The sequence below is a fragment of the Agrobacterium sp. P15N1-A genome (assembly GCF_044626815.1).
In the GTDB taxonomy this organism is placed as follows: domain Bacteria; phylum Pseudomonadota; class Alphaproteobacteria; order Rhizobiales; family Rhizobiaceae; genus Agrobacterium; species Agrobacterium leguminum.
Genome location: NZ_JBIUPF010000006.1, coordinates 151,958 through 172,275, shown reverse-complemented (window position 1 = coordinate 172,275; position 20,318 = coordinate 151,958). Strand labels below are relative to the sequence as shown.

Below are 20,318 nucleotides of genomic sequence, written 5' to 3'. Positions count from 1 at the left end.
GTCGTTATGGGTTCAGCGCGTGGCCTTGGGGCCGCTTGCCAGAAGAATGACGGAGATGATGATGAGGCCGGTGAGGATGAGGCGGATGCCGGCGCCGAAACCATAGGTATTCAGCATCGAAACCACCAGGAACATGAAGAGCGAAGCGCCCCAGATGCCGGGAACGTTGGAATCGCCGCCCGCCACCGCCGTTCCGCCGATGACGACGACGGCGATGGACATCAGCAGATATTCCGAGCCCATGTTGAGCGCAGCACCGCCGGAGAAGCTGGCGAGCAGATAACCCGCGATGGCAGCAAGCACCGCGCAGAGCACATAGGTGACGAAACGTGTGCCATCCACCGGAATGCCGGTCATGCGGGCGGCAAAGGTGCTCTGGCCGATGGCGGAAATCCAGCGTCCGTAAAACGAGCGGTCGAGCAGCAGCCAGGCGATGACGGAAAGCAGCAGGGCCACGAGGGCGACGTTCGGAATGCCGAAGAAACTTGACGTGGCGAATGTGGCCAATGTTTCCGGCGGCTTGATGCGCAGGCCGCGGTTCGACCAGATGGCGATGGATTGCACGATGAAGCTCATGGAGAGCGTCGCGATGATCGGCGGGATGCGCAGGAGCTTGATCAGCGCATAATTGCCGATGCCGATGGCGATGCCGATCAGGATGGCGATCAGCAGTCCGGGCAGGATGAGACCGTCCGACACATCCATGAATTTGAGCGCCAGCGTGCCTGACAGCGTCATCGTGGCGGGTACGCAGAGGTCGATATTGCCCGGTCCGAGCGTGATGACGAACATCTGGCCGATGCCGACGATGACCGAAAAGGCCGCGAAGGTGAGTGCGGCATGCGACAGGCCGAAAGAGCTTGCGCCGCCGGTGAAGAGCACGGTGACGATCCAGACCGCAATCGTTGCGGCAAAGGACCAGATCCATGGTTTTCTGGTGAGGGAAGACAGCCCGTTCATTGGTTTTTCTCCCGCTTTTCAAGACGGTTGAGCAGGATGCGCAGCGCCAGCACGATGATGAGGATCGCCCCCTGCGCGCCGATCTGCCAGTCGGGTGAAATGCGCATGAAGGAGAGAAACGAACCGGCAAGCGTCAGCGTCAGCGCGCCGATGACCGCGCCGATGGGCGATACCCGGCCGCCGACGAATTCGCCGCCGCCGAGAATGACGCCGGCAATCGAGAGCAGCGTGTAACGCAGCGCGATATTGGCGTCGGCCGATGTCGTCAGCCCGACGAGCGCGATACCGGACAGCACCGCGAAGAAACCGGCGAGCGCAAAGGTAGCGGCGCGAATGCCGACGACCGACCAGCCGGAGCGTTCGACCGAGCGGAAATTGCCGCCGACGCCTCGCATCAGCACGCCGAAGGAAGAGCGCATGACGATATAGTGAGCGACGACCGCGATCAGGATGCTGGCGACGATGGCGATCGGCACGAAAGGCGGTTTTGCCGTCATCAGCGCCCGGATGAAGGCGGGGGCCTGGCCGCCGGGCGAGGGAAGAATGAGGACGGCGAGGCCGCCCCAGACGAAGCTCATGCCGAGCGTGACGACGATGGAGGGCAGGGCGCGGATATGGATGATGGCGCCAAGCAATGCATAGACCGCAATCGCACCGGCAAAGATCGCAATTCCGAGGATGGGCGTGGTTTGCAGGAAAGTGGCGGTCACACAGGCGCAGAAACTGACGAAGGTGCCCATCGACAGATCGAGATCGTTGACCGACATGATTAGCATCTGCGCAATGGTGGCGAGCGCAATCGGCACGGCCAGATTGAACAGCAGGTTCATGCCGGTATAGCTCATGGCGCGCGGCTGCATGTAGAAGACGGCGGCAAGCAGGAAGGCGAGCGAGGCGGCAGGAATGATGAGGCGGAGCGCGTTTGCCGAGAGTTTCATGCGTGGTCTTCTCCGGCAAAGGAGGCCGCCAGCACATTCTGCTCGGTAATATCGTCGCCGATGAGTTCCGCCTGGATGGCGCCGTCGCGGAACACATAGACCCGGTCGCAAAGGCGGATTTCGTCCATTTCGGTGGAGTACCAGATGAAGGTGCGGCCGTGGGAGGCTTCGGTTCTCAAGATGTCATAGACCTCCTGTTTGGTGCCGATATCGACGCCACGCATCGGGTCGTCCATCAAGACGGTGCTGGCGGTGGTGGCGAGCGCGCGGGCGAAAAGCACCTTCTGCTGGTTGCCGCCGGAGAGCGAAAGGATCTTGTTGCTCATGTCGGGCGTGCGGATTTCGATGCGCTTTTTCCATTGCGTCCCAAGCTCGGTTTCCCTGCCCCTGTCCACCATGCCTGCGGCTGAAATATCCCTGAGCGAGGCGATGGACAGGTTTTTGAGGATGCTCCACAGCGGAAAAGTGCCGTTCAGGCTGCGATCGCCCGCCACGAAGGCGATATCGGTCTTGCGCGCGGGCAGCCAGCTGCTGTTCTGCGCGAGATAAAGATCGAGAAGCGCTTCGGTCTGGCCATGGCCGCCGAGACCGGCAAGGCCGACGATCTCGCCGCGAAAGGCCTCAAAGGCGAGGCCTTCACCACGCCGCGCCGGCATGGAGAGCACTTTTTCGCCTGCCTTGCGGCTTTCGCCCCGCCGCCTGTCCTGTTCCTTGACGACGCTGCCCATGGCCTCAACCAGCGAGCGGGTGGTGAAGTCGGCGGCCTTCCGGTCGGCAACCACCCGGCCATCCTTCATCACCACGATACGGGTGGCCGTCGAAAGAATTTCTCCGAGAATATGCGAGATCAGCAGAACCGCGCCGCCCTCACGCACGAAACGGCGGACGTAATCCATCAACTGCTCGGCAAGACCGGCATCCAGCGAAGAGGTGGGCTCATCGAGGATCACCAGTCTCGGCGCGTGTGGTATGCGGCAGAAATTGATGGCGATTTCCACCATCTGCCGTTCGGCGATGGAAAGTTCAGCGATGGTCAGCTCGCAATCGATGCCGTGGCCGGGAAAAATCTCGTCCAGTGTCTGGCGGATCGTCGTCAGCGCACGGCCGCGCCAGTTTCGCCCACCCGTGGCGGCATGCATGATGCGGACATTTTCGCCGATCGTCAGGTTCGGGCAGAGCGACAGTTCCTGAAACACGCAGCGAACGCCGTTCGCGCGCGCGGCGGCAATGCCGTGGCGGCTTTCGTTGCCGCCATAGGAAACGGAACCCTCATGCGGCGTCAGCCCGCCATTGATGACATTGACGATGGTGGACTTTCCCGCGCCGTTATGGCCGACGAGCCCGAGGCATTCCCCCGTGCGGATGACGAGATCGGCCCCATCCAGCGCCCTTACCGCGCCGAACACGACCTTCACGCCGCGCGCAGCGACGACCTCTTCCGCCTCGATGATGTCATTCATGAGCAATTACGCCAGTGATGTGAAAATCGGATAATGTGTGGCTATTGCGGCACCCGTTCCGGGAGCGCCGCAATAGTCAGGCTCTGGGCCGATCCGGCCTATTTTGCCGATGCGATGGCCTTCTCAGCATCTTCCTGCGAATATTCCACATTCGCCACGCCGCCCTTCTGGGTCGTCTTCAGGTTTTCCTCGAGATTGGCCTGATCGATGCGCAGGAAGGGCACGGTCAGGTCCTTCTTCACATCCTTGCCGTCGAGGATCTGCTGCGCCACCCAGAAAGCGAGCGTCGAGACGCCGGGAGCGATGGAGACGGACATGGTCTCGTAACCGCTTGCGTCCTTCTGCTGTTTCCACCATTGCAGCTCGTCTTCGCGGTTGCCCATGACGATGGTGGGCGTCGGGCGCTTGGCGGCGGCAAAAGCCTGCGCCGCGCCATAACCGTCGCCGCCCTGCGTCACGACGGCCGCGACTTCGGGAAGGCTCGGCAGAATGCCGGCGACGGCGCGCTGCGCCACATCCTGCGCCCAGTCGCCATTAACGGAACCGACGATCTTGAACTGTGGGTTCTTGGCGACACCGGCGGCAATGCCGGCATGGATTTCGTCATCCACTGAAACGCCGGCCAGACCCCGAATTTCGAGCAGATTGCCACCCTTCGGCATGGCCTTGGCCAGATAGTCGATCTGGCTTTCGCCCATCGCCTTGAAGTCCACCGCGATACGCCATGCGCAGGGCTCGGTGACGATGCCGTCGAAGGATACGACGGTGATGCCGGCATCGCAGGCTTCCTTCACCGCGCCGTTAAGCGCAGTCGGCGAAGCGGCGTTGATGACGATGGCGTCGTAACCCTGAAGAATGAGGTTCTGGATCTGCGCGGCCTGTTCGGTCGCCTGGTTTTCGGCTGTCGTGAAGGCGTCAGCGGCGGCGACCTGCTTGTCGGCAACCGCCTGCTTGGTGATCTTGTCCCAGCTCGTCAGCATCGCCTGACGCCATGAATTGCCGGCATAATTGTTTGAAAGCGCGATTTTTTTGGCCGACGTGTCGGCATGAGCGGTGATCGGCAGAGCTGCGCATACGACAGCGGCCGATGCCAGAAGCATCTTCCTGAAAGCCATTTGATTTCCTCCCTCGTGGCTTGCCCTTTTCGAGCCCGGAATTCTCGCACGCCGCAAATCTCCTCGGCGGCAGGTGGAATTCCTTTGCACTGGAGCTCCTTTCCCCAGTAGAAGCGAGAATGACCAAGAAGATTTGGCTTGTATAGGCGGATCGCGGCAATCTTCCTGCGGATTTCCGCAGAAAGCTTGCGGGAACCCGCAGGACGAAACGCCACTGCCGGGCGCAGAATGGGTGATGCGGCGCCCAAGGGGTTGAATCTTCGCCGCGATGGTCGAAGGCAGGCGCTTGGGAGGGCGTCCGCACATGCTGGATACGCCGAAAAGCGCTCTTTTTCATCATTATATGGGCATTTCGCGGCTGCTTGCCGGGCAGCTCGAATTTAATGCCATCATCCAGGCGGTCGCCACCGAGATCAGCCACATCATCCCGCATGACCATATGGATGTCTGCATCAAGCAGCTGGATGACAAATATCACATCGCCTATGAGAGCGGTCTCGTCAGTGCCTGGAGCCGGCAGCCGCCCGCCCTTCTGACCGGCAGTCCGATCCGTTCGCTGCTGTCAGGCGAGGTGGAATACCTCTTGAGCGGCGACGCCTGTTCCGATCCGCGCTTTCATTTCGAAGGGTCGTTTTCGAGCCCGATCATCGAACTCAACCTGCATAGCCGGCTGCATGTGCCGATGAAGGTGCATGGCGATATCATCGGCGCGCTGAGTTGTTCCTCGCACCGGTCGGACGCCTATACGATGGAGGATGTGGCGAATGCACGCGCGGTCGCCGATTTGCTGGCGCCCTATTTCTACGCCATCCGCGCCGCCGAGCAGGCCAAACGCTCCGCCATCGAGGAGGCGCGCGCCAATGCCCGCGAGGAGGGCCTGCGTTTAGGCGCGCTGCAATTGACCGAGGCGCTGGAGGCCGAGCGGCAGCGCATCGGCATGGATCTGCACGACCAGACGCTGGCGGACCTGACGCGGCTGGCGCGGCGCATCGAGCGCATGAGCCATACCCCCGACCTGTCAGGCGAGATGCTGGAGCCGGTGGTGCGCAGCCTGCAGCATTGCATGCAGGATTTGCGCGAGATCATCGAGGAAGCGAAACCCTCGATCCTGCAATTGTTCGGCGTCGTTGAAGCCATCGAAACCTATGTGGACCGCTCCGTGCGCGACAGCGGATCGGCAATCGACTGGTCGGTGACGGATGAGACGGATGGGCTGGTGGAAAAGCTCGACAAGACGGTGGCCATCTCGCTGTTCCGCATCGTGCAGGAGGCGGTCAATAACGCCATTCGCCATGCCCAGCCCGAAGAGATTGCCGTGAAACTGACCGCAATCGACAGCGGCTTGCGGGTGACGGTTAGCGACGACGGCAGCGGCGGCGGCGAAGGCGGGGCCTCCGGTGGCCTCGGCATCGGCAATATGAAGACGCGGGCGAGGCTGATTTCGGCGAGATTCGATATTGGCGGCAATGGCACGGGAGCGGGAACCCGCATCACCGTCACCTTGCCGGCAGGCGCTTTCGACCGGCGGGAGGAGTTGTGACATGGATGTGCTGATCGTCGAAGACGATGCGCTGCACCGCGCCTATCTGAACGAGGCGGTGCGCGCCGCGCTGCCGGAATGCGACAAGGTGCTGGAAGCGGCCAATGGCAGAACCGGCGAAAAGCTCGCGCGGGAAAACCGGGCCGCCCATATCGTCATGGATCTGCAGATGAATGAGCGCAACGGCATCGAGGCGGCGCGCACCATCTGGAAGGAAAGGCCCGATACCCGCATCCTGTTCTGGTCCAATTATTCCGACGAGGCCTATGTGCGCGGTGTCTCCCGCATCGTGCCGGAGGGGGCGGCCTATGGCTACGTGCTGAAATCGGCGTCGGATGACCGCCTGCGGCTGGCGCTGCGCAGCATCTTCATCGAGGCGCAATGCGTGATCGACCGGGAAGTGCGCGGCCTGCAGGAAAAGAGCCTCGGCAAGGCCCATGGCTTTACCGATTCCGAATATGAAATCCTTGTCGATGTCGCGCTCGGCCTCACCGACAAGGCGATTGCCCGCCGCCGCAACCTGTCGCTGCGCAGCGTGCAGAACCGGCTGCAAAGCCTCTATGAGAAGCTGAACGTGCATCAGGCGGCCGGCGACGACGAGGCGGAAGGCCGGTATAATCTCAGAACCCGCGCCGTTACCGTCGCTTTCCTGCGCAAGCTGTTGAATTACAGCGCGCTGGAAAGAGCCGAGCGGGAGCTGGCGGAATGGGCGGGCGGCCGCTGATCCTCAGGGCAGGAAGGCAAGCAGCCGTCTTTCATCGGCCCTGAGGCCGGAGACGGGCTTTGCCCCGACCTTCAGGATGCGGCCAAGTTTTTTCTGCGCTTTCTCTTCCGCGGCGATATCGAGGACGGCCGGGTGCACATAGCTCTTGCGGCAGATGGCGGGCGTGTTGGAAAGCTCCGTCGCCGCTGCCTGGCACATGCCCTTTATGCTCGGCTTGTCGCCCGCCGCCACATGTTCCATCGCGTTGCAGAAGGCCGCCAAAGTTCCGCCCCAGGTGCGGAAGGTCTTGGCGGAAATGCCTTGCCCGCCGATACGGGCGAGGTAGGCGTTGAGATCGCTGGAATCGACCGAATGCACCCGGTTTTCGCTGTCCTGCCAGACGAAGAGTTCCTTGCCGGGCAGATCGGCGATTTCCTCGAGGATTTTCTGCAGGCGCGGGTGGCGCAATTGCCGTTTCACCTTCTGCCCGCCCTTGGCGGCAAACCGCAACTCGATGGTTTCGCCGAAGGAGACATGCCGCTTGAGCAATGTCGTTGCACCATAGGTGCCGTTGGTTTCGAGATAGGAGCGATTGCCGACGCGCAGATAGGCGGCATCGAGCAGCAGCGTGAGTGCTGCGAGCGTCATTTCCGGCCCATGATCCTGTTTTTCGATATCGGCGATGGCGCGGCGGCGGATGGCGGGCAGCGCCTTGCCGAAGCTTTTGAGCTGGAAGAATTTCGTCTCGCCCCGGAGCGCATGCCAGCCGGGATGATACCGATACTGTTTTCGCCCGCGGGCATCGAAACCCGTAGCCTGCAGATGGCCGGCGGGGTCGATGCATATCCACACGTCCTTATAGGCGGGCGGCACACCGAGCGATTTGATGCGCTTCAGTTCGACGCTGTCGGAGAGAAGTTCGCCTCCCGGCAGACGGTAACAGAAACCGCGCCCGCGTTTCTCGCGGGAAATACCCGGCTCCTGATCGTTGACATAGGCAAGTCCGATTTTGGCAAGAAGGCGGGTGGGCGGTTGTGGCATGGTTTTTTCCGGCAGGTTTCACGCTGCGGCAAACGAAAAACAGGCCGCCTTCGTTCCGGCGGCCTGTCGCTCCAATCGCGAGTTTTCTCAGCCGGCTTTTTTAATCAGCCAGCCTTGGCGATGCGCAGAATCTGCGAGTTCCCGCCGCGCTCTTCGGTCACGGCATAGATCGCGCCATCCGGACCGACCTTCACGTCGCGAATGCGCGCTTCCAGCGGCAACCGGCTTTCGGTGACAACCTTGTCGCCATCGATATGCAGGATGACGAGACCCTGGCTTACCAGACCGCCGACGATGAAAGCGCCCTTCCATTCGGGGATTTGGTCGCCATCATAATAGGCCATGCCGGAGGGGCCGATGACCGGGTCCCAATAATAGACCGGCTGTTCCATGCCTTCTTTTGCGGTAACACCTTCGCCAACCGACCTTCCGCTATATTCGACGCCATAGGTGATGACCGGCCAGCCGTAGTTCAGGCCGGCTTTCGGCATATTCAGCTCATCGCCGCCCTTCGGGCCGTGTTCCACGGTCCAGAGCCTGCCCTCACCATCGAGTGCCGCGGCCTGCAGGTTGCGGTGGCCATAGCTCCAGATTTCGGGGAGGGCGTTCTGCTGGCTGGCGAAAGGATTGCCTTCAAAGGCCTTGCCCTGCGCATCGATGCGGAAGACCTTGCCGAGCCCGCTCGACAGATCCTGCGCCTGCACGCGCGGCTTCGAATCCGAACGTTCGCCGACAGTGACATAAAGCTCGTTGTTCGGCCCGAAAACGAGGCGGGAGCCGAAATGTTTGTCGCCGTCATAGGTCGGCGTCTGGCGGAAAATCACCGAGACATTGTCCAGCTTTGCCGCGCCTCCCTCCTCGGTCAGTTTTGCCGAGGCTACCGATGTGCCGTTGCCGCCATCGCGCGGTTCGGAGAAGGAGAAGAAGATGGTGCGCGATGTTTCGAAATCGGGAGCCAGCGCGATGTCGAGAAGTCCGCCCTGCCCATCGGACGCCACCTCCGGCACGCCGGCGATCTCCGGGCCGGCCTTGCCGTCGGCGACGATATGGATGGCGCCTTCCTTGGCTGCAACGATCATGCGGCCATCGGGCAGAAACTCCATCGACCACAGATGCGGCAGGCCGTCCGCGATCACGGTTTTTTCGACGCGTGGCTGGGTGGCGGCCTGCGGCGCGCGGGTCTGGCCCTCAAAAGCCGGTTTCTGATCCGGCGCATTCGGCCGTTTCGTTTCGGCGGCCGGGGTCTGGGCCTGTGCGATACCGGCGAGCGGCACGGCGAGCAGTGCACACAGGATCGTCGAACTCAGAAATCGGTTGTTATGGAACATGGGTCTCCCTTCCATGGTTTACATCAGGCAGAGAACCATTTGGGGAGGATTTCGTTTCCTGCGATAGTTTCAAGAAAACTTGATCACTCCGTGTGCAGGCGGCACGCTCTTTTCTCATCCATGCGAATTCATAAGGAACCGCAAGGCGCAAGCGACGTTTGGCCTCTGTTATACGGAGGGCGCCATGCAGATCATCGACAACAAGACCATTGACGGGAACAGAACCAAACCGATCCTCAACGTTGCGGAATTCTGCCGGCGTTACCGGCTGGACAAGGCCGAGGAGACACGGCTCCGAAAACTGTTCGGCGAGTTCGCCTCGCGGCATGAGCTTTTGATGAATGCGCAGCGCAAGCCGACCTTCCGCTGATCATTCCCCGTCGTCGAGAGATTTTCCGAAGATCATGAAGACATCATAACGGGTGTTCTTCCCCATTATCTGATGCGAAGGCTTGCGGATGCCGGGCATCGGCTCGGCTCTCAGGGGCCATTTCAGAACCACCCGCTTCGTCGCATTCTCCAGCGCAGCCTCCATCAACTCCACCTGATCCGGGTCGGCACCAACCAGTTCTCTCAGCACCCGCATCTCCTTTTTCACCAGCGCCGTGTTGTGGCGCGGCGGATGCATGGGGTCGACAATCACCACCTCCGGTGAAAGCTCCTTCAGGAGATATCGGGAGTCACCGTGGAGCAGCGTCATGCGCGCTGCCGCCTCGGCATAAGTGCCGCCTGCTGCCAGTGCACGGCGAATGCCATCGGCAAGGTGAGCATGCATGTCCGGCGAGCGTTCGATGAGGGTCACCTCCGCGCCGAGTGAGGCAAGCAGAAAGGCATCCCGCCCGAGCCCGGCCGTGGCATCAACGATCTTTGGCGTGCGGCCTTTGGTGAAACCCGCAGCTTTCGGCAGGGCCTGCCCGCGCCCTTCGCCGGAGCGGAAACGGTGCCCGACCGCGCCGCCGACAAAATCCACCACGAAGCTTTCGTTTTGTTCCTTCATCTTGGACCTCAGAAGGGGCAGGGGACGGTATAGGTGACGTCACGGCCATCGGGATGGCGGAACCCGACCTCCTGCGCATGTAGCATCAGGCGCGGCGCAGCGGCGAGCGCTTCGCCTTCGGCATAAAATTCATCGCCGAGAATGGGGTGGCCGAGCGCCTTCATATGCACCCGCAATTGGTGGGTACGGCCGGTAAGCGGGGTCAGCGCAAGCCGCGTTGCCGGAAGCGGCAATCGTTCCAGCACCCGCCAAAGGCTCTGCGCCGGCTTGCCGTTCTCGTGGTCGACCCGGTGGCGAGGCTTGTTTTCCGGATCGATGGCGAGCGGCAGGTCCACTTCCCCCGCTTCTCCGGCAACCTCTCCCCAGACAATGGCGACATAGGATTTGCGCGTCTGGCGGTTTTCGAACTGCGATGCAATCGCCGCATGCGCCTTGCGGTTCAAGGACATCAGCACGATGCCGGAGGTGTCCTTGTCCAGCCGGTTGATCATCAGCGCTTTCGGAAACTGTTTCTGCACACGCGTCATCAGGCTGTCCGAAAGCGCCGGATCGCGCCCCGGCACCGATAAAAGCCCGCTTGGCTTGTCGAGCACCAGAAGATCGTCGTCGCGGTGCACGATGGTGAGCCAGGGTTCGAGTGGCGGATTGTAGTTGGGGTTGGAAAGCTCTGGAGACATGTCGCTTCCTTAGCACGAATTGCGCATTCGGACAGGCGCTAGAGCATTTCCAGGAAAAGTGGACCCCGGTTTTCCGTCCGGAAATGCGCCAAAGCAAAGAGTTAGAGTTTTTTCGCGATTCGAAGAAAAGCGAAAAAACTCTAGTCGGGAATATGCAAATTGACGCGCCCACTGGTCAGGTCGCTGAGAAGACGGGTGAGCCGTTCGGCTTCCTCGGCCGGAACCGAGAGCAGCATATCCGCGCCGGTGCCGGTGAAATCCTCCCTTTCCAGACGCAGGTTCTGGGTGGCGGAAAGGCGTGATTTCACAAGCGCCAGATCGGAGAAAGGGCAGCTCAGCGTCGCGCTGACATAAGCGATGACCGGTGACGTCTCGCCAAGCCGCAGGCAGGCGGCTGCCGTGCCGCCATAGGCGCGCATCAGCCCGCCGCTGCCGAGCAGGATGCCGCCGAACCAGCGGATGACGAGAACGGCGACATTGTCCAGCGCCTGACCGTCGATGGCCTGAAGGATCGGTTTCCCGGCCGTGCCCGAAGGCTCGCCGTCATCGCTGAAACGATAGGTCTGGCCGCTTCGCCAGGCCCAGCAATTATGGTTGGCATCCGGATCGGAATGCGCCGCAAGAAAGTTTTTCGCATCCTCTTCGCCCGTCACCGGCGCGGCAAAGGCGATGAAGCGGCTTTTCTTGATATCCTGCGAAAAGGTGACGGGTCGGTCGAGCGTGAACATGGGCGTTTCAATATCGCATATATTCGCATGCGGAAATCGGTATAAGGCTCGGAACGGCGAAGATGGCGATGGAGAGGGTTTTGGCAAAGGCGAGGCAGGTCGCGATTATCGGCGGCGGACCGGCGGGGCTGATGGCGGCCGAGATGCTTTCGGCCGCAGGCCATGTCGTGACGGTGTTCGAGGCCATGCCGACCGTGGCGCGCAAATTGCTGATGGCCGGAAAATCCGGCCTCAACATCACCCATGCCGAAGATTACGACAGCTTCCGTCACCGGTTCGGCGAGGCGGAACCGAGGCTGCGCGCCGCTCTCGATGATTTCACGCCGGATATGCTGCGCGACTGGGCGCAGGGGCTGGGGCAGGAAACTTTCGTCGGCACTTCGGGCCGGGTGTTTCCCACCGTCATGAAGGCTTCGCCGTTGCTCCGGGCATGGCTCGCCCGGCTGGAGGCGCAGGGGGTGACCATCAGGACGCGGCATCGCTGGACGGGTTTTTCCGGCGAGCACCTGGTTTTCGCGACACCGGAGGGCGAGATCATCATCAAGGCCGATGCCGTTCTTCTGGCGCTCGGTGGCGCAAGCTGGCCGCGTCTCGGCTCCGATGCCGCATGGGTTCCGGCGCTGGCGGAGAAAGGCGTGGCGCTTTCCCCGTTCCGCCCCGCCAATTGCGGTTTCGACGCTGACTGGAGCGATATCTTCCGCGCGCGTTTTGCCGGTGAAGCGGTGAAATCCACCATCACCATTTCGCCAGCCGGAGCCTTTCAGGGCGAATTCGTGATCACGAAACATGGTATTGAGGGCAGCGTGATCTATGCCCATTCCGCCGCGCTGCGCGACCGGCTGGAGGAGGTGGGCAAAGTATCGCTCGCAATCGATCTTGCGCCGGGACGTACGGTCGAACGCCTCAGCCGCGATCTGGCGAAACTCGGACGGAAAGAGAGCTTTGCAAACCGCATGCGCAAGGCGGCCGGCTTATCGGCTGTGAAGGTCGGGCTTCTGCGGGAAATCTTTCCCGATATCGCGGCCATGCCGGATGAATTCGTCGCCGCGAGAATAAAACATGCGGAGATACCGATTTTGCGGACGAGGCCGATTGCCGAGGCAATTTCGTCCGCCGGCGGTATCGCGTGGGGCGGCCTTGATGAAAACTACATGCTGGAAAAGCTCCCCGGCATATTTGCTGCCGGGGAAATGCTGGATTGGGAAGCGCCCACCGGCGGTTATCTCCTGACCGCCTGTTTCGCCACCGGCAAGGCCGCCGCAAAGGGCATGGCCGCGTGGCTTGAAGGCTCAGCCTGACAAACGTTCAGCCGTGCCTGCTTCCTCACCATGTGCGGTTCGGACGAGGCAGCGCATGATGGCATCGGTGGTGATTGCACCAAGCGCCTTGCCGTTTTCTCCGACGACCGTGGCGCTGCCGACATTTTCCCGGACGAGGGCGCGCAGGCCCTCTTCAACCGTCATGTCCGCATCGAGCTGAAGGCGGGACTGGCCGGCAAATTCCGGCTGCACCACGGCGCCAAGGCGAATGACGCGGCCGCGATTGACCTCTTCCACGAAGGCCTCGATATAGCTGTCGGCGGGCGACATGACGATTTCGGCCGCCGTGCCCTGCTGGATGATTTCGCCATCGCGCAGGATGGCGATCTTGTCGCCGAGCCGCAGCGCTTCGTCGAGATCGTGGGTGATGAAGACCACGGTTTTCTTCAGTTCCTTCTGCAGTTCCAGCAGCACCGTCTGCATGTCGACGCGGATGAGTGGATCGAGCGCCGAATAAGCTTCGTCCATCAAAAGGATTTCGGCATTGTTGGTGAGCGCGCGGGCGAGGCCGACGCGCTGCTGCATGCCGCCGGAGAGCTGGTTGGGATAATGGTTGGAGAAACCTTCCAGCCCCACGCGCCTGATCCAGACCTCTGCCCTTTCTTCGCGCTCGCGTTTGTCGACGCCCTGCACCTCGAGGCCATAGACGACGTTTTGCAGCACGTTGCGGTGCGGCAGCAGCCCGAATTTCTGGAACACCATCGCCGTCTTGTGGCGGCGGAATTCCAGCAGATCCGCTTCGTTGAGGCGACAAACATCGGTGCCGCCATAGAGGATTTCGCCGGCTGTCGGGTCGATCAGCCGGTTGACGTGGCGGATCAGCGTCGATTTGCCCGAGCCGGAAAGGCCCATGATAACGGTGATCTGCCCGCCCGGCATGGTGATGTTGATATCACGCAGGCCGAGCACATGACCATGTTTGGCGTTGAGATCCGCCTTGGACATGCCGGCCTTGACGGGTTCGACATAGTCTCCCGCCTTGGGGCCGAAAATCTTGTAGAGGCTGCGAATTTCGATCGATTGACTAGCCATGCGCCACTTCCCGGTGTTTTTGCAGGCGAAGGCCATAGGCCTGGCTGATGCGGTCGAAGATGATGGCGATGCCGACGATGGCAAGCCCGTTGAACACGCCGAGCGTGAAATACTGGTTGGCGATGGCCTTCAGCACCGGCTGACCGAGGCCCTGAACGCCGATCATGGAGGCAATGACGACCATGGCGAGCGCCATCATGATGGTCTGGTTTATGCCGGCCATGATGGTGGGCAGTGCGAGCGGCAGCTGCACCTTGAAAAGCTTCTGGCGCTTGGAAGAGCCGAAGGCGTCGGCGGCCTCCAGCACGTCGCGGTCGACCATGCGGATGCCGAGGTTGGTAAGCCGGATCATCGGCGGAATGGCATAGATGACGACGGCGATGACACCGGGCACGCGGCCGATGCCGAGCAGCATGACGACGGGAATGAGGTAGACGAAACTCGGCATCGTCTGCATCACGTCGAGAACCGGATTGACCACGCTCTGCAGGCGGTTGGAGCGTGCCATGGCAATGCCGATGGGCAGGCCGACGACGATGGACAGCACGGCGCAGACGAAGATCATCGAGACCGTCTTCATCGTGTCTTCCCACATGCCGAACCAGCCGATGGCGAAGAGAATGCCGCAACAGAGCGCAACAATGGTGGCGCTGCGGCTGCCGAACCAGGCAAGCGCGCCGACAATAAGAATAACGACCGGCCAGGGTGCGCCGATCAAAAGCCTTTCCGCCCAGATGAGGAAGCTCTGAAGGGGGGTAAACAACCCCTCGATTGCGCCGCCATAGGTTCGGGTGAAAGCCCGGAACCCCTCGTCGATGACTTTTTTCAGCGCGCGCAGAGCATCGTCATTCATGGTCGGAAATTTGAAAAGCCATTCCATATCCTGTTCTCCATGACGAACCGGAGGCGGGGATCGATGTCCTCCGCGCTCCGGGAGTAAAATCGTCAGAGCGCCGCGCATCCTTCTGGATGCAGGGCGGAACGCTCTGTTGAACCGGCGCATCGTCACCGGAAAGCCGGGAGGCATTCCAGGGCCGATGCGGGCGCGGCGTCGCCGCTGGCGGACGCCGGTTGCCGGGCAGATATGTAAGGACCGGCTGTTAAAGGGCGGCCTTGACCTTTTCCGCGACCTCGGGAGAAACCCAGCCCTTCCAGAGAGCTTCGTTTTCCTTCAGGAACTGCTTGGCGCCATCTTCGCCGGTCGCCTGGTTATCTGTCATCCAGGCGATCAGCTTGTTGACGGTCGCGTTGCTCCAGGCGCGCTTGTTCAGATAGTCCATGGCGGGGCCGGCACGGTCGGCAAAGGACTTGCTGACCAGCGTCTGCACGTCGTCCACCTGCCATGCGTTAGGCTTCGGGTCCGGACAATCGGCAACCGAGGTGCAACGCTTCCATTCGGCCGCGTCATAATTGGTGCCGAATTCGAGCTTTACCATCTCGTATTTGCCGAGCAGCGAGGTGGGCGCCCAATAATAGCCGACCCATGGCTGCTTGGCTTCGTAAGCCTTGGCGATGGAACCGTCGAGACCTGCGGCGGAGCCGGTGTCGACGAGGGTGAAGCCCGCCTTTTCGCCGCCGAAAGCCTTGAAAAGCTGCGCGGTGACGACAGTGCCGCCCCAGCCCTGCGGGCCGTTGAACACGGCGCCCTTGGACTTGTCTTCCGGCGAGGGGAAGAGTTCGGGGTGTTTGAAGAGATCCGGAATGGTCTTGAGATCGGGGTTTGCCTCGGCGAGGTATTTCGGAATCCACCAGCCCTGAACAGCGCCATCGGAAAGGATTTTTGCGGCCGCGACCACTTTGCCGCCTTCCAGACCCTGCTTGACGATTTCCGGCTGCAGGCTGACCCAGGCCTCAGGCGCGATATCCGGCTGGCCTTTTTCGGCCATGGAGGTCAAAGTCGGCACGGTGTCGCCGGTCACGATTTCGGCGGAGCACCCATAGCCCTTTTCAAGAATGAACTTGTCCAGGTTCGCGGCAACTTCGGCGGATTGCCAGTTCATGCTGGCGATTGTCACGTTTCCGCAGTCGGCAGCATAGGCTGCGCCGCCTGAAAAGGCGAAGCCGGCGGAAAGAATTGTGGCACCCAAAAGTATTTTCATTGTTGTTCCCTCTGGTCGCGGTGTGGCGAAGACCCGGGCGCTGACGGCACCGCGACCGCCAGCACCCTTATTGAGGCTTAATAATTCCTTTGTCGCCATCCCGTTTGCGGCAATTTCTGGCGTATTGAGGATGCCAATTGTCAAACGAAGGCGGGGTCGCAGGGATATATTGGAGAAATTTCTCGCACGAAGGTCCTGAAATGTCTGATGGTTTAGCACTCGCCTTGCGACATTTACGCCGTGATGGAACTTTTTCAATTTTCTGAAAAGCTTGGGAACAATAAGCGGAAGTTTCTGTTTTCTTGGACTTTTATCCTGTTCTGTATTACGGGAGATTTTCTCTCGGTTTTTGTGGTGATGTTGAATGACCAATCTTGGTGCTGCGCCGGTATGGCCGATCGGTGGCGGTGAAACGGGTGAGCTTGTGCGCCGCTTCGACTGGTCGAAGACATCGCTCGGTCCTATTTGCGAATGGCCGCAAAATCTGAGGCAAAAAGCCAATTCCGTCGTCAATTCCCCCATTCCGCAGGTGCTGATGTGGGGCAGGGATCATGTGATGATCTACAATGACAGCTATGCGGAGATCGCCGGCAATTATCACCCGCAGGCGCTGGGCGGAACCGTGCCCGGCATCTGGCCGGAAATATGGGACTGGAACAGCCGCATTCTCGAAGCCGGTTTTCGCGGTGAGGTCATGGCCTATCGCGACCAGCCGATGACGCTGATGCGGCATGGCCTGCCGGAAGAGGTAATCTTCGATCTGTTCTACACGCCGATCTATAATGAGGGCGGCACCGTAGACGGCGTTTTATGCACCGTGCTTGAAAATACCGACAAGGTGAAGGCCGTGGAGGCGCTGGAGCAGAGCCGCAAGGAACTGAGCCGGCTTACCAATGCCCTGCCCATTCTGGTCGGATATGTCGACCGTGATTACGTTTATAAATTCGCCAATGACGGCTATCTGGAATGGTTCGGCCGCCGCGCCGAGGACGTGATCGGCCGCAGCGTTCCCGAAATCGTCGGCGAGGCGTTTTTCGAGGCCCGCAGGGCCTATCTCGACCGCGCACTCAACGGCGAGAAGATCGTTTCGGATACCGTGATCAGCAGACCGGACGGCAGCACGCGCGCCGCCGAAATCCGCTATGTTCCGCGTTACATTGCAGATGGCTCCATCGACGGCATTTATGTGCTGATTATCGATATCGAGGAGCGCAAGCGCTCGGAGCGGGAAATCCTCATCAGCAACAATCGTTTCCGTGCTGCGGTGGATGCCGTGCACGGCGTGCTGTGGACCAACAGCGCCGAAGGAATGATGCTGGGCGAACAACCCGCCTGGAGCGCTTTGACGGGCCAGACTCCGGAAGAATATCGGGGTTTTGGCTGGGCGGATGCGGTCCATCCCGACGACAGGCAGGGGTCTGTCGACAGCTGGAACAAGGCGGTCGCGGAAAAGTCGACCTATATCTGGGAACATCGGGTGCGCCGCCATGACGGCGTTTACCGCACGTTCGCGATCCGTGGTGTGCCGATTTTCGACAAGGCCGGCGCCATTGCCGAATGGGTCGGCGTCCATACGGACGTCACCGAACAGCGGCGGGCCGAAAACACCCTTAAGGAACATGCGAGCAATCTCGAGCGCGAAATTCGCCACCGCATCCGGGCGGAAGAGCAGCTTCGGCAATTGAACGAGAGCCTCGAGGCGCGTGTCGAGGCGGAAATGGCCGAGCGCCGCCAGACCGAAAAGGCGCTGCAGCAGGCGCAGAAAATGGAATCCATCGGCCAGCTCACCGGCGGCGTGGCGCATGATTTCAACAATCTGCTACAGGTGATCGCCGGCAATCTGCAATTGCTGTCAAAGGATGTGATCGGCAATGAACGTGCGGAGCGGCGGCTGGAAAACGCGCTTGCCGGCGTTCATCGCGGCGCAAAGCTGGCCAGCCAGCTTCTGGCCTTCGGCCGCCGCCAGGCGCTGGAGCCGCGTGTCATCAATATCGCCCGTTTCGTAACCGGCATGGACGATCTGCTTCGCCGCTCGCTCGGCGAGGCGATCGAGGTGGAGGTCATCACCTCGGGTGGTCTCTGGAACACCTATGCTGACCCCAACCAGGTGGAAAACGCTCTTCTCAATCTGGCCATCAATGCGCGCGACGCCATGGAAGGGCAGGGCAAGCTGACCATCGAGGTCGGAAATGCGGTTCTCGACCGCGATTATGCCCGCAAGCACTCGGAAGTTTCGGCGGGGCAATATGTGATGCTCGCCGTCACCGATACGGGTTCGGGCATGTCGCCGGAGATTCTCGAAAAGGTCTTCGAGCCGTTCTTCTCGACAAAACCGGAAGGCAAGGGCACCGGCCTCGGGCTTTCGATGGTTTATGGTTTTGCGAAACAGTCCAGCGGGCACGTCAACATCTATAGCGAGGTGGGGCAGGGCACGACGGTGAAGATGTATCTGCCGCGCTCCGCCGCGGATGAGGACAGGGAAGTGGTGATGCCGACCGGCCCCGTGGAGGGCGGCACGGAAACCATTCTTGTGGTGGAAGATGACGAGGAAGTGCGCAACACCGTCGTCGAGACCTTGAGCGATCTCGGTTACCGCGTGCTGACCGCCCGTGATGCACAGGCCGGTTTGACGGTGGTGGAAAGCGGCATTCCGATCGATGTCATCTTCACCGACGTGGTGATGCCCGGACCGTTGAAAAGCCGGGAAATGGCGCGCCGCGCGCAGGAACGGCTGCCCAATCTCGCCGTTCTCTTCACCTCGGGTTACACCGAAAACTCCATCGTGCATGGCGGCAAGCTGGATGCCGGGGTTGAGCTGCTTTCCAAACCCTATACGCGCGAAGCGCTGGCGCGGCGCATTCGCCACGTTATCGCCAACCGCAAGCAGGTTTCGTTGTCGAGAGCGCGGCCGACATCGGCGCCGGGTTCTTCGAAACTTTCCGAGCCGGTCAGGGCAGCCGAAAATCAAAACCGGTCCATACGCGTTCTTCTGGTCGAGGATGACGAGTTGATCCGGATGAATTCGACGGAGATGCTGTCGGAGAGCGGCTTTGCCGTCGTCGAAGCCGGAAATGCGGCGCAGGCGCTGAAGGCTATCGAAGCGGATCAGATCGACGTTCTCGTCACCGATATCGGCCTGCCCGACATGAAGGGCGGCGAACTGGCGGTGGAGGCCCTGCGCCGCAAGCCGGGGCTTGCCATTGTGTTTGCGACGGGAGACAGCCATTTGCCGGAAGGAGCGCCGGCAAGCGCGGTTCTCTTGACCAAACCCTATGACGAACAGCAGATCGTCTCCGCCGTTGAACAGGCCCATACGGGCAAGTCGGTGGCGGCCGAATAGGCCGCCTTGCCGCCGCCTCAGTAACCGCGGGCCATGTCGACCGTCTCCGGCAGCCCGCCCGTTTCCCGCCATGTGCGGACATTGCCGGCGACGATCCGGGCCGAACTTTCCCGGCTTGTCGGCGCGGAAATATGCGGCAGAACCGTAACTTTTGGGTGTTGCCAGAAGGCGGAAGCGGCGGGCAACGGCTCCTGCTCGAAGACATCGAGAACGGCATGCGAAAGCCTGCCGGAATCAAGCGCCGCAATCAGGTCATCGGCGACGATGACCGCGCCGCGGGCGAAATTGATGAGCGCCGCGCCCTGTTTCATTGCGGTGAGACGGTCGGCATCGAGAAGACCGCGCGTCGCATCGGTAAGCGGCACGAGGCAGACCAGGATGTCACTCTTTTCCAGCAATGCCTGCAGCCCGTCGTCACCGGTCAGCGTTTCCACGCCCTCTATCGCCTTGGCCGAGCGGCTCCAGCCGGCGACGTTGAAACCCGCATGGATGAGGCGCTCCGCCGCAGCCGTGCCGAGCGCCCCGAGGCCGAGGAGACCGACGGTCATCTCGTCGGGGTGGCGGTAGTCCAGCTCCTGCCAGAGTGCCTTTTTTTGGTTTTCGCGATAGGCGGGCATGTCGCGCTGCAGGTAGTAGGTCCATGCCAGCACGGCTTCGGCCATCACGCGCGAAAGCTCCGGGTCCTTCAGCCGAACGATGGGGGGAGCCTTGTCGCCCAGCTCCAGCACCAGCCGCTCGACCCCCGCCCACAGGCTGTGGATCCATTTGAGGCCCTGAAGAGCGGCGATATCGGCGGGATCGGGATTGGCGACGATGGCAAAGTCCACTGCCCGTCGCTGCTCGTCCGTCAATTCGGAGAAGGAGAGGATGTCCTCCTGCGGCATGGCGGCGCGCAGCACCTGTTTCCAGACGGTTTCCGTTTCCGCATTCATCCGTGAAACAAAGGCGATGGGTGATGGCATGGGACTGATCCTGCTTGCGATTTTAGCTTCACGCCATCAATGCGCAATTTCGGCGGGTAATGCCATGGGTGGAATGGGG

At 61.2% G+C, this 20,318-nt stretch carries 18 protein-coding genes; 5 read left to right on the top strand and 13 right to left on the bottom strand.

The window, feature by feature from the left end; all coding sequences use genetic code 11:
• Positions 1-12: 12 nt before the first annotated feature.
• The 4 genes from ACIK7D_RS20195 to ACIK7D_RS20180 all read right to left on the bottom strand — a co-directional run bounded on the left by ACIK7D_RS20195 (position 13) and on the right by ACIK7D_RS20180 (position 4,473).
• Positions 13-960 (bottom strand): ABC transporter permease, encoded by a 948-nt coding sequence (locus tag ACIK7D_RS20195; RefSeq protein ID WP_400157200.1) that lies wholly within the window; start codon positions 958-960, stop codon positions 13-15.
• Entirely contained in the window at positions 957-1,898 is a 942-nt protein-coding gene (locus ACIK7D_RS20190) for an ABC transporter permease (protein WP_080838912.1), read from the bottom strand. Before ACIK7D_RS20190 ends, ACIK7D_RS20195 begins: the two co-directional genes overlap by 4 nt.
• Positions 1,895-3,358 carry an ATP-binding cassette domain-containing protein gene (locus ACIK7D_RS20185; protein WP_127758331.1) on the bottom strand — a complete coding sequence of 488 codons (1,464 nt, stop codon included), beginning with the start codon at positions 3,356-3,358 and terminating at the stop codon, positions 1,895-1,897. Before ACIK7D_RS20185 ends, ACIK7D_RS20190 begins: the two co-directional genes overlap by 4 nt.
• A 98-nt stretch (positions 3,359-3,456) precedes the next feature.
• On the bottom strand, positions 3,457-4,473 hold the full coding sequence (locus tag ACIK7D_RS20180) for an ABC transporter substrate-binding protein (protein ID WP_400157199.1): 1,017 nt from the start codon (positions 4,471-4,473) through the stop codon (positions 3,457-3,459).
• Between the two features lie 304 nt (positions 4,474-4,777).
• On the opposite strand from ACIK7D_RS20180, the gene ACIK7D_RS20175 reads away from it, so the two are divergent.
• Together ACIK7D_RS20175 and ACIK7D_RS20170 are read left to right on the top strand one after the other, a co-directional pair.
• A complete protein-coding gene (locus ACIK7D_RS20175; protein ID WP_400157198.1) occupies positions 4,778-6,013 on the top strand; it encodes a GAF domain-containing sensor histidine kinase in 1,236 nt (411 codons plus the stop codon).
• Position 6,014: 1 nt separating this feature from the next.
• Complete coding sequence (locus ACIK7D_RS20170; RefSeq protein ID WP_135398672.1) at positions 6,015-6,737, top strand: response regulator transcription factor; 723 nt, start codon at positions 6,015-6,017, stop codon at positions 6,735-6,737.
• A gap of 3 nt (positions 6,738-6,740) precedes the next feature.
• On the opposite strand, the gene ACIK7D_RS20165 is transcribed toward ACIK7D_RS20170, so the two are convergent.
• Both ACIK7D_RS20165 and ACIK7D_RS20160 read right to left on the bottom strand, forming a co-directional pair.
• Positions 6,741-7,757: a DNA topoisomerase IB gene (locus ACIK7D_RS20165; RefSeq protein ID WP_400157197.1), complete on the bottom strand. Its 1,017-nt coding sequence runs from the start codon at positions 7,755-7,757 to the stop codon at positions 6,741-6,743.
• Between the two features lie 104 nt (positions 7,758-7,861).
• Positions 7,862-9,085: a PQQ-dependent sugar dehydrogenase gene (locus ACIK7D_RS20160; RefSeq protein WP_400157196.1), complete on the bottom strand. Its 1,224-nt coding sequence runs from the start codon at positions 9,083-9,085 to the stop codon at positions 7,862-7,864.
• A gap of 184 nt (positions 9,086-9,269) precedes the next feature.
• Here ACIK7D_RS20160 and ACIK7D_RS20155 point away from each other — a divergent pair, with 184 nt between their 5' ends.
• Positions 9,270-9,455 (top strand): hypothetical protein, encoded by a 186-nt coding sequence (locus ACIK7D_RS20155; protein ID WP_149743367.1) that lies wholly within the window; start codon positions 9,270-9,272, stop codon positions 9,453-9,455.
• Here the strand turns inward: ACIK7D_RS20155 and ACIK7D_RS20150 are convergent, their stop codons facing one another.
• The 3 genes from ACIK7D_RS20150 to ACIK7D_RS20140 all read right to left on the bottom strand — a co-directional run bounded on the left by ACIK7D_RS20150 (position 9,456) and on the right by ACIK7D_RS20140 (position 11,487).
• Positions 9,456-10,082, bottom strand: coding sequence for a class I SAM-dependent methyltransferase (locus ACIK7D_RS20150; protein ID WP_400157195.1), 627 nt, complete (start codon positions 10,080-10,082; stop codon positions 9,456-9,458).
• Between the two features lie 8 nt (positions 10,083-10,090).
• Complete coding sequence (locus ACIK7D_RS20145) at positions 10,091-10,759, bottom strand: pseudouridine synthase (RefSeq protein WP_400157194.1); 669 nt, start codon at positions 10,757-10,759, stop codon at positions 10,091-10,093.
• Positions 10,760-10,899: 140 nt separating this feature from the next.
• On the bottom strand, positions 10,900-11,487 hold the full coding sequence (locus ACIK7D_RS20140; RefSeq protein WP_080857664.1) for a YigZ family protein: 588 nt from the start codon (positions 11,485-11,487) through the stop codon (positions 10,900-10,902).
• A 68-nt stretch (positions 11,488-11,555) separates the two neighbouring features.
• Between ACIK7D_RS20140 and ACIK7D_RS20135 the strand changes: the two genes are divergently transcribed.
• Positions 11,556-12,785, top strand: a complete 1,230-nt coding sequence (locus tag ACIK7D_RS20135; protein ID WP_400157193.1) for a TIGR03862 family flavoprotein — start codon at positions 11,556-11,558, stop codon at positions 12,783-12,785.
• Here the strand turns inward: ACIK7D_RS20135 and ACIK7D_RS20130 are convergent.
• From ACIK7D_RS20130 to ACIK7D_RS20120, 3 genes are all read right to left on the bottom strand, one after another.
• Positions 12,777-13,838 (bottom strand): glycine betaine/L-proline ABC transporter ATP-binding protein, encoded by a 1,062-nt coding sequence (locus tag ACIK7D_RS20130; protein ID WP_400157192.1) that lies wholly within the window; start codon positions 13,836-13,838, stop codon positions 12,777-12,779. The two genes, ACIK7D_RS20135 and ACIK7D_RS20130, sit on opposite strands and share 9 nt — an antisense overlap.
• The gene (locus tag ACIK7D_RS20125) at positions 13,831-14,718 is read right to left on the bottom strand and encodes an ABC transporter permease (protein ID WP_400157191.1); all 888 of its coding nucleotides are present in this window, start codon (positions 14,716-14,718) and stop codon (positions 13,831-13,833) included. The genes ACIK7D_RS20130 and ACIK7D_RS20125 overlap by 8 nt, the downstream gene beginning before the upstream one ends.
• 220 nt (positions 14,719-14,938) lie before the next feature.
• Complete coding sequence (locus ACIK7D_RS20120) at positions 14,939-15,937, bottom strand: ABC transporter substrate-binding protein (RefSeq protein ID WP_127758323.1); 999 nt, start codon at positions 15,935-15,937, stop codon at positions 14,939-14,941.
• Positions 15,938-16,301: 364 nt separating this feature from the next.
• On the opposite strand from ACIK7D_RS20120, the gene ACIK7D_RS20115 reads away from it, so the two are divergent.
• Complete coding sequence (locus ACIK7D_RS20115) at positions 16,302-19,277, top strand: PAS domain-containing protein (RefSeq protein ID WP_400157190.1); 2,976 nt, start codon at positions 16,302-16,304, stop codon at positions 19,275-19,277.
• A gap of 17 nt (positions 19,278-19,294) precedes the next feature.
• On the opposite strand, the gene ACIK7D_RS20110 is transcribed toward ACIK7D_RS20115, so the two are convergent.
• Positions 19,295-20,239 (bottom strand): 2-hydroxyacid dehydrogenase, encoded by a 945-nt coding sequence (locus ACIK7D_RS20110; RefSeq protein WP_400157189.1) that lies wholly within the window; start codon positions 20,237-20,239, stop codon positions 19,295-19,297.
• Between the last annotated feature and the right edge of the window lie 79 nt (positions 20,240-20,318).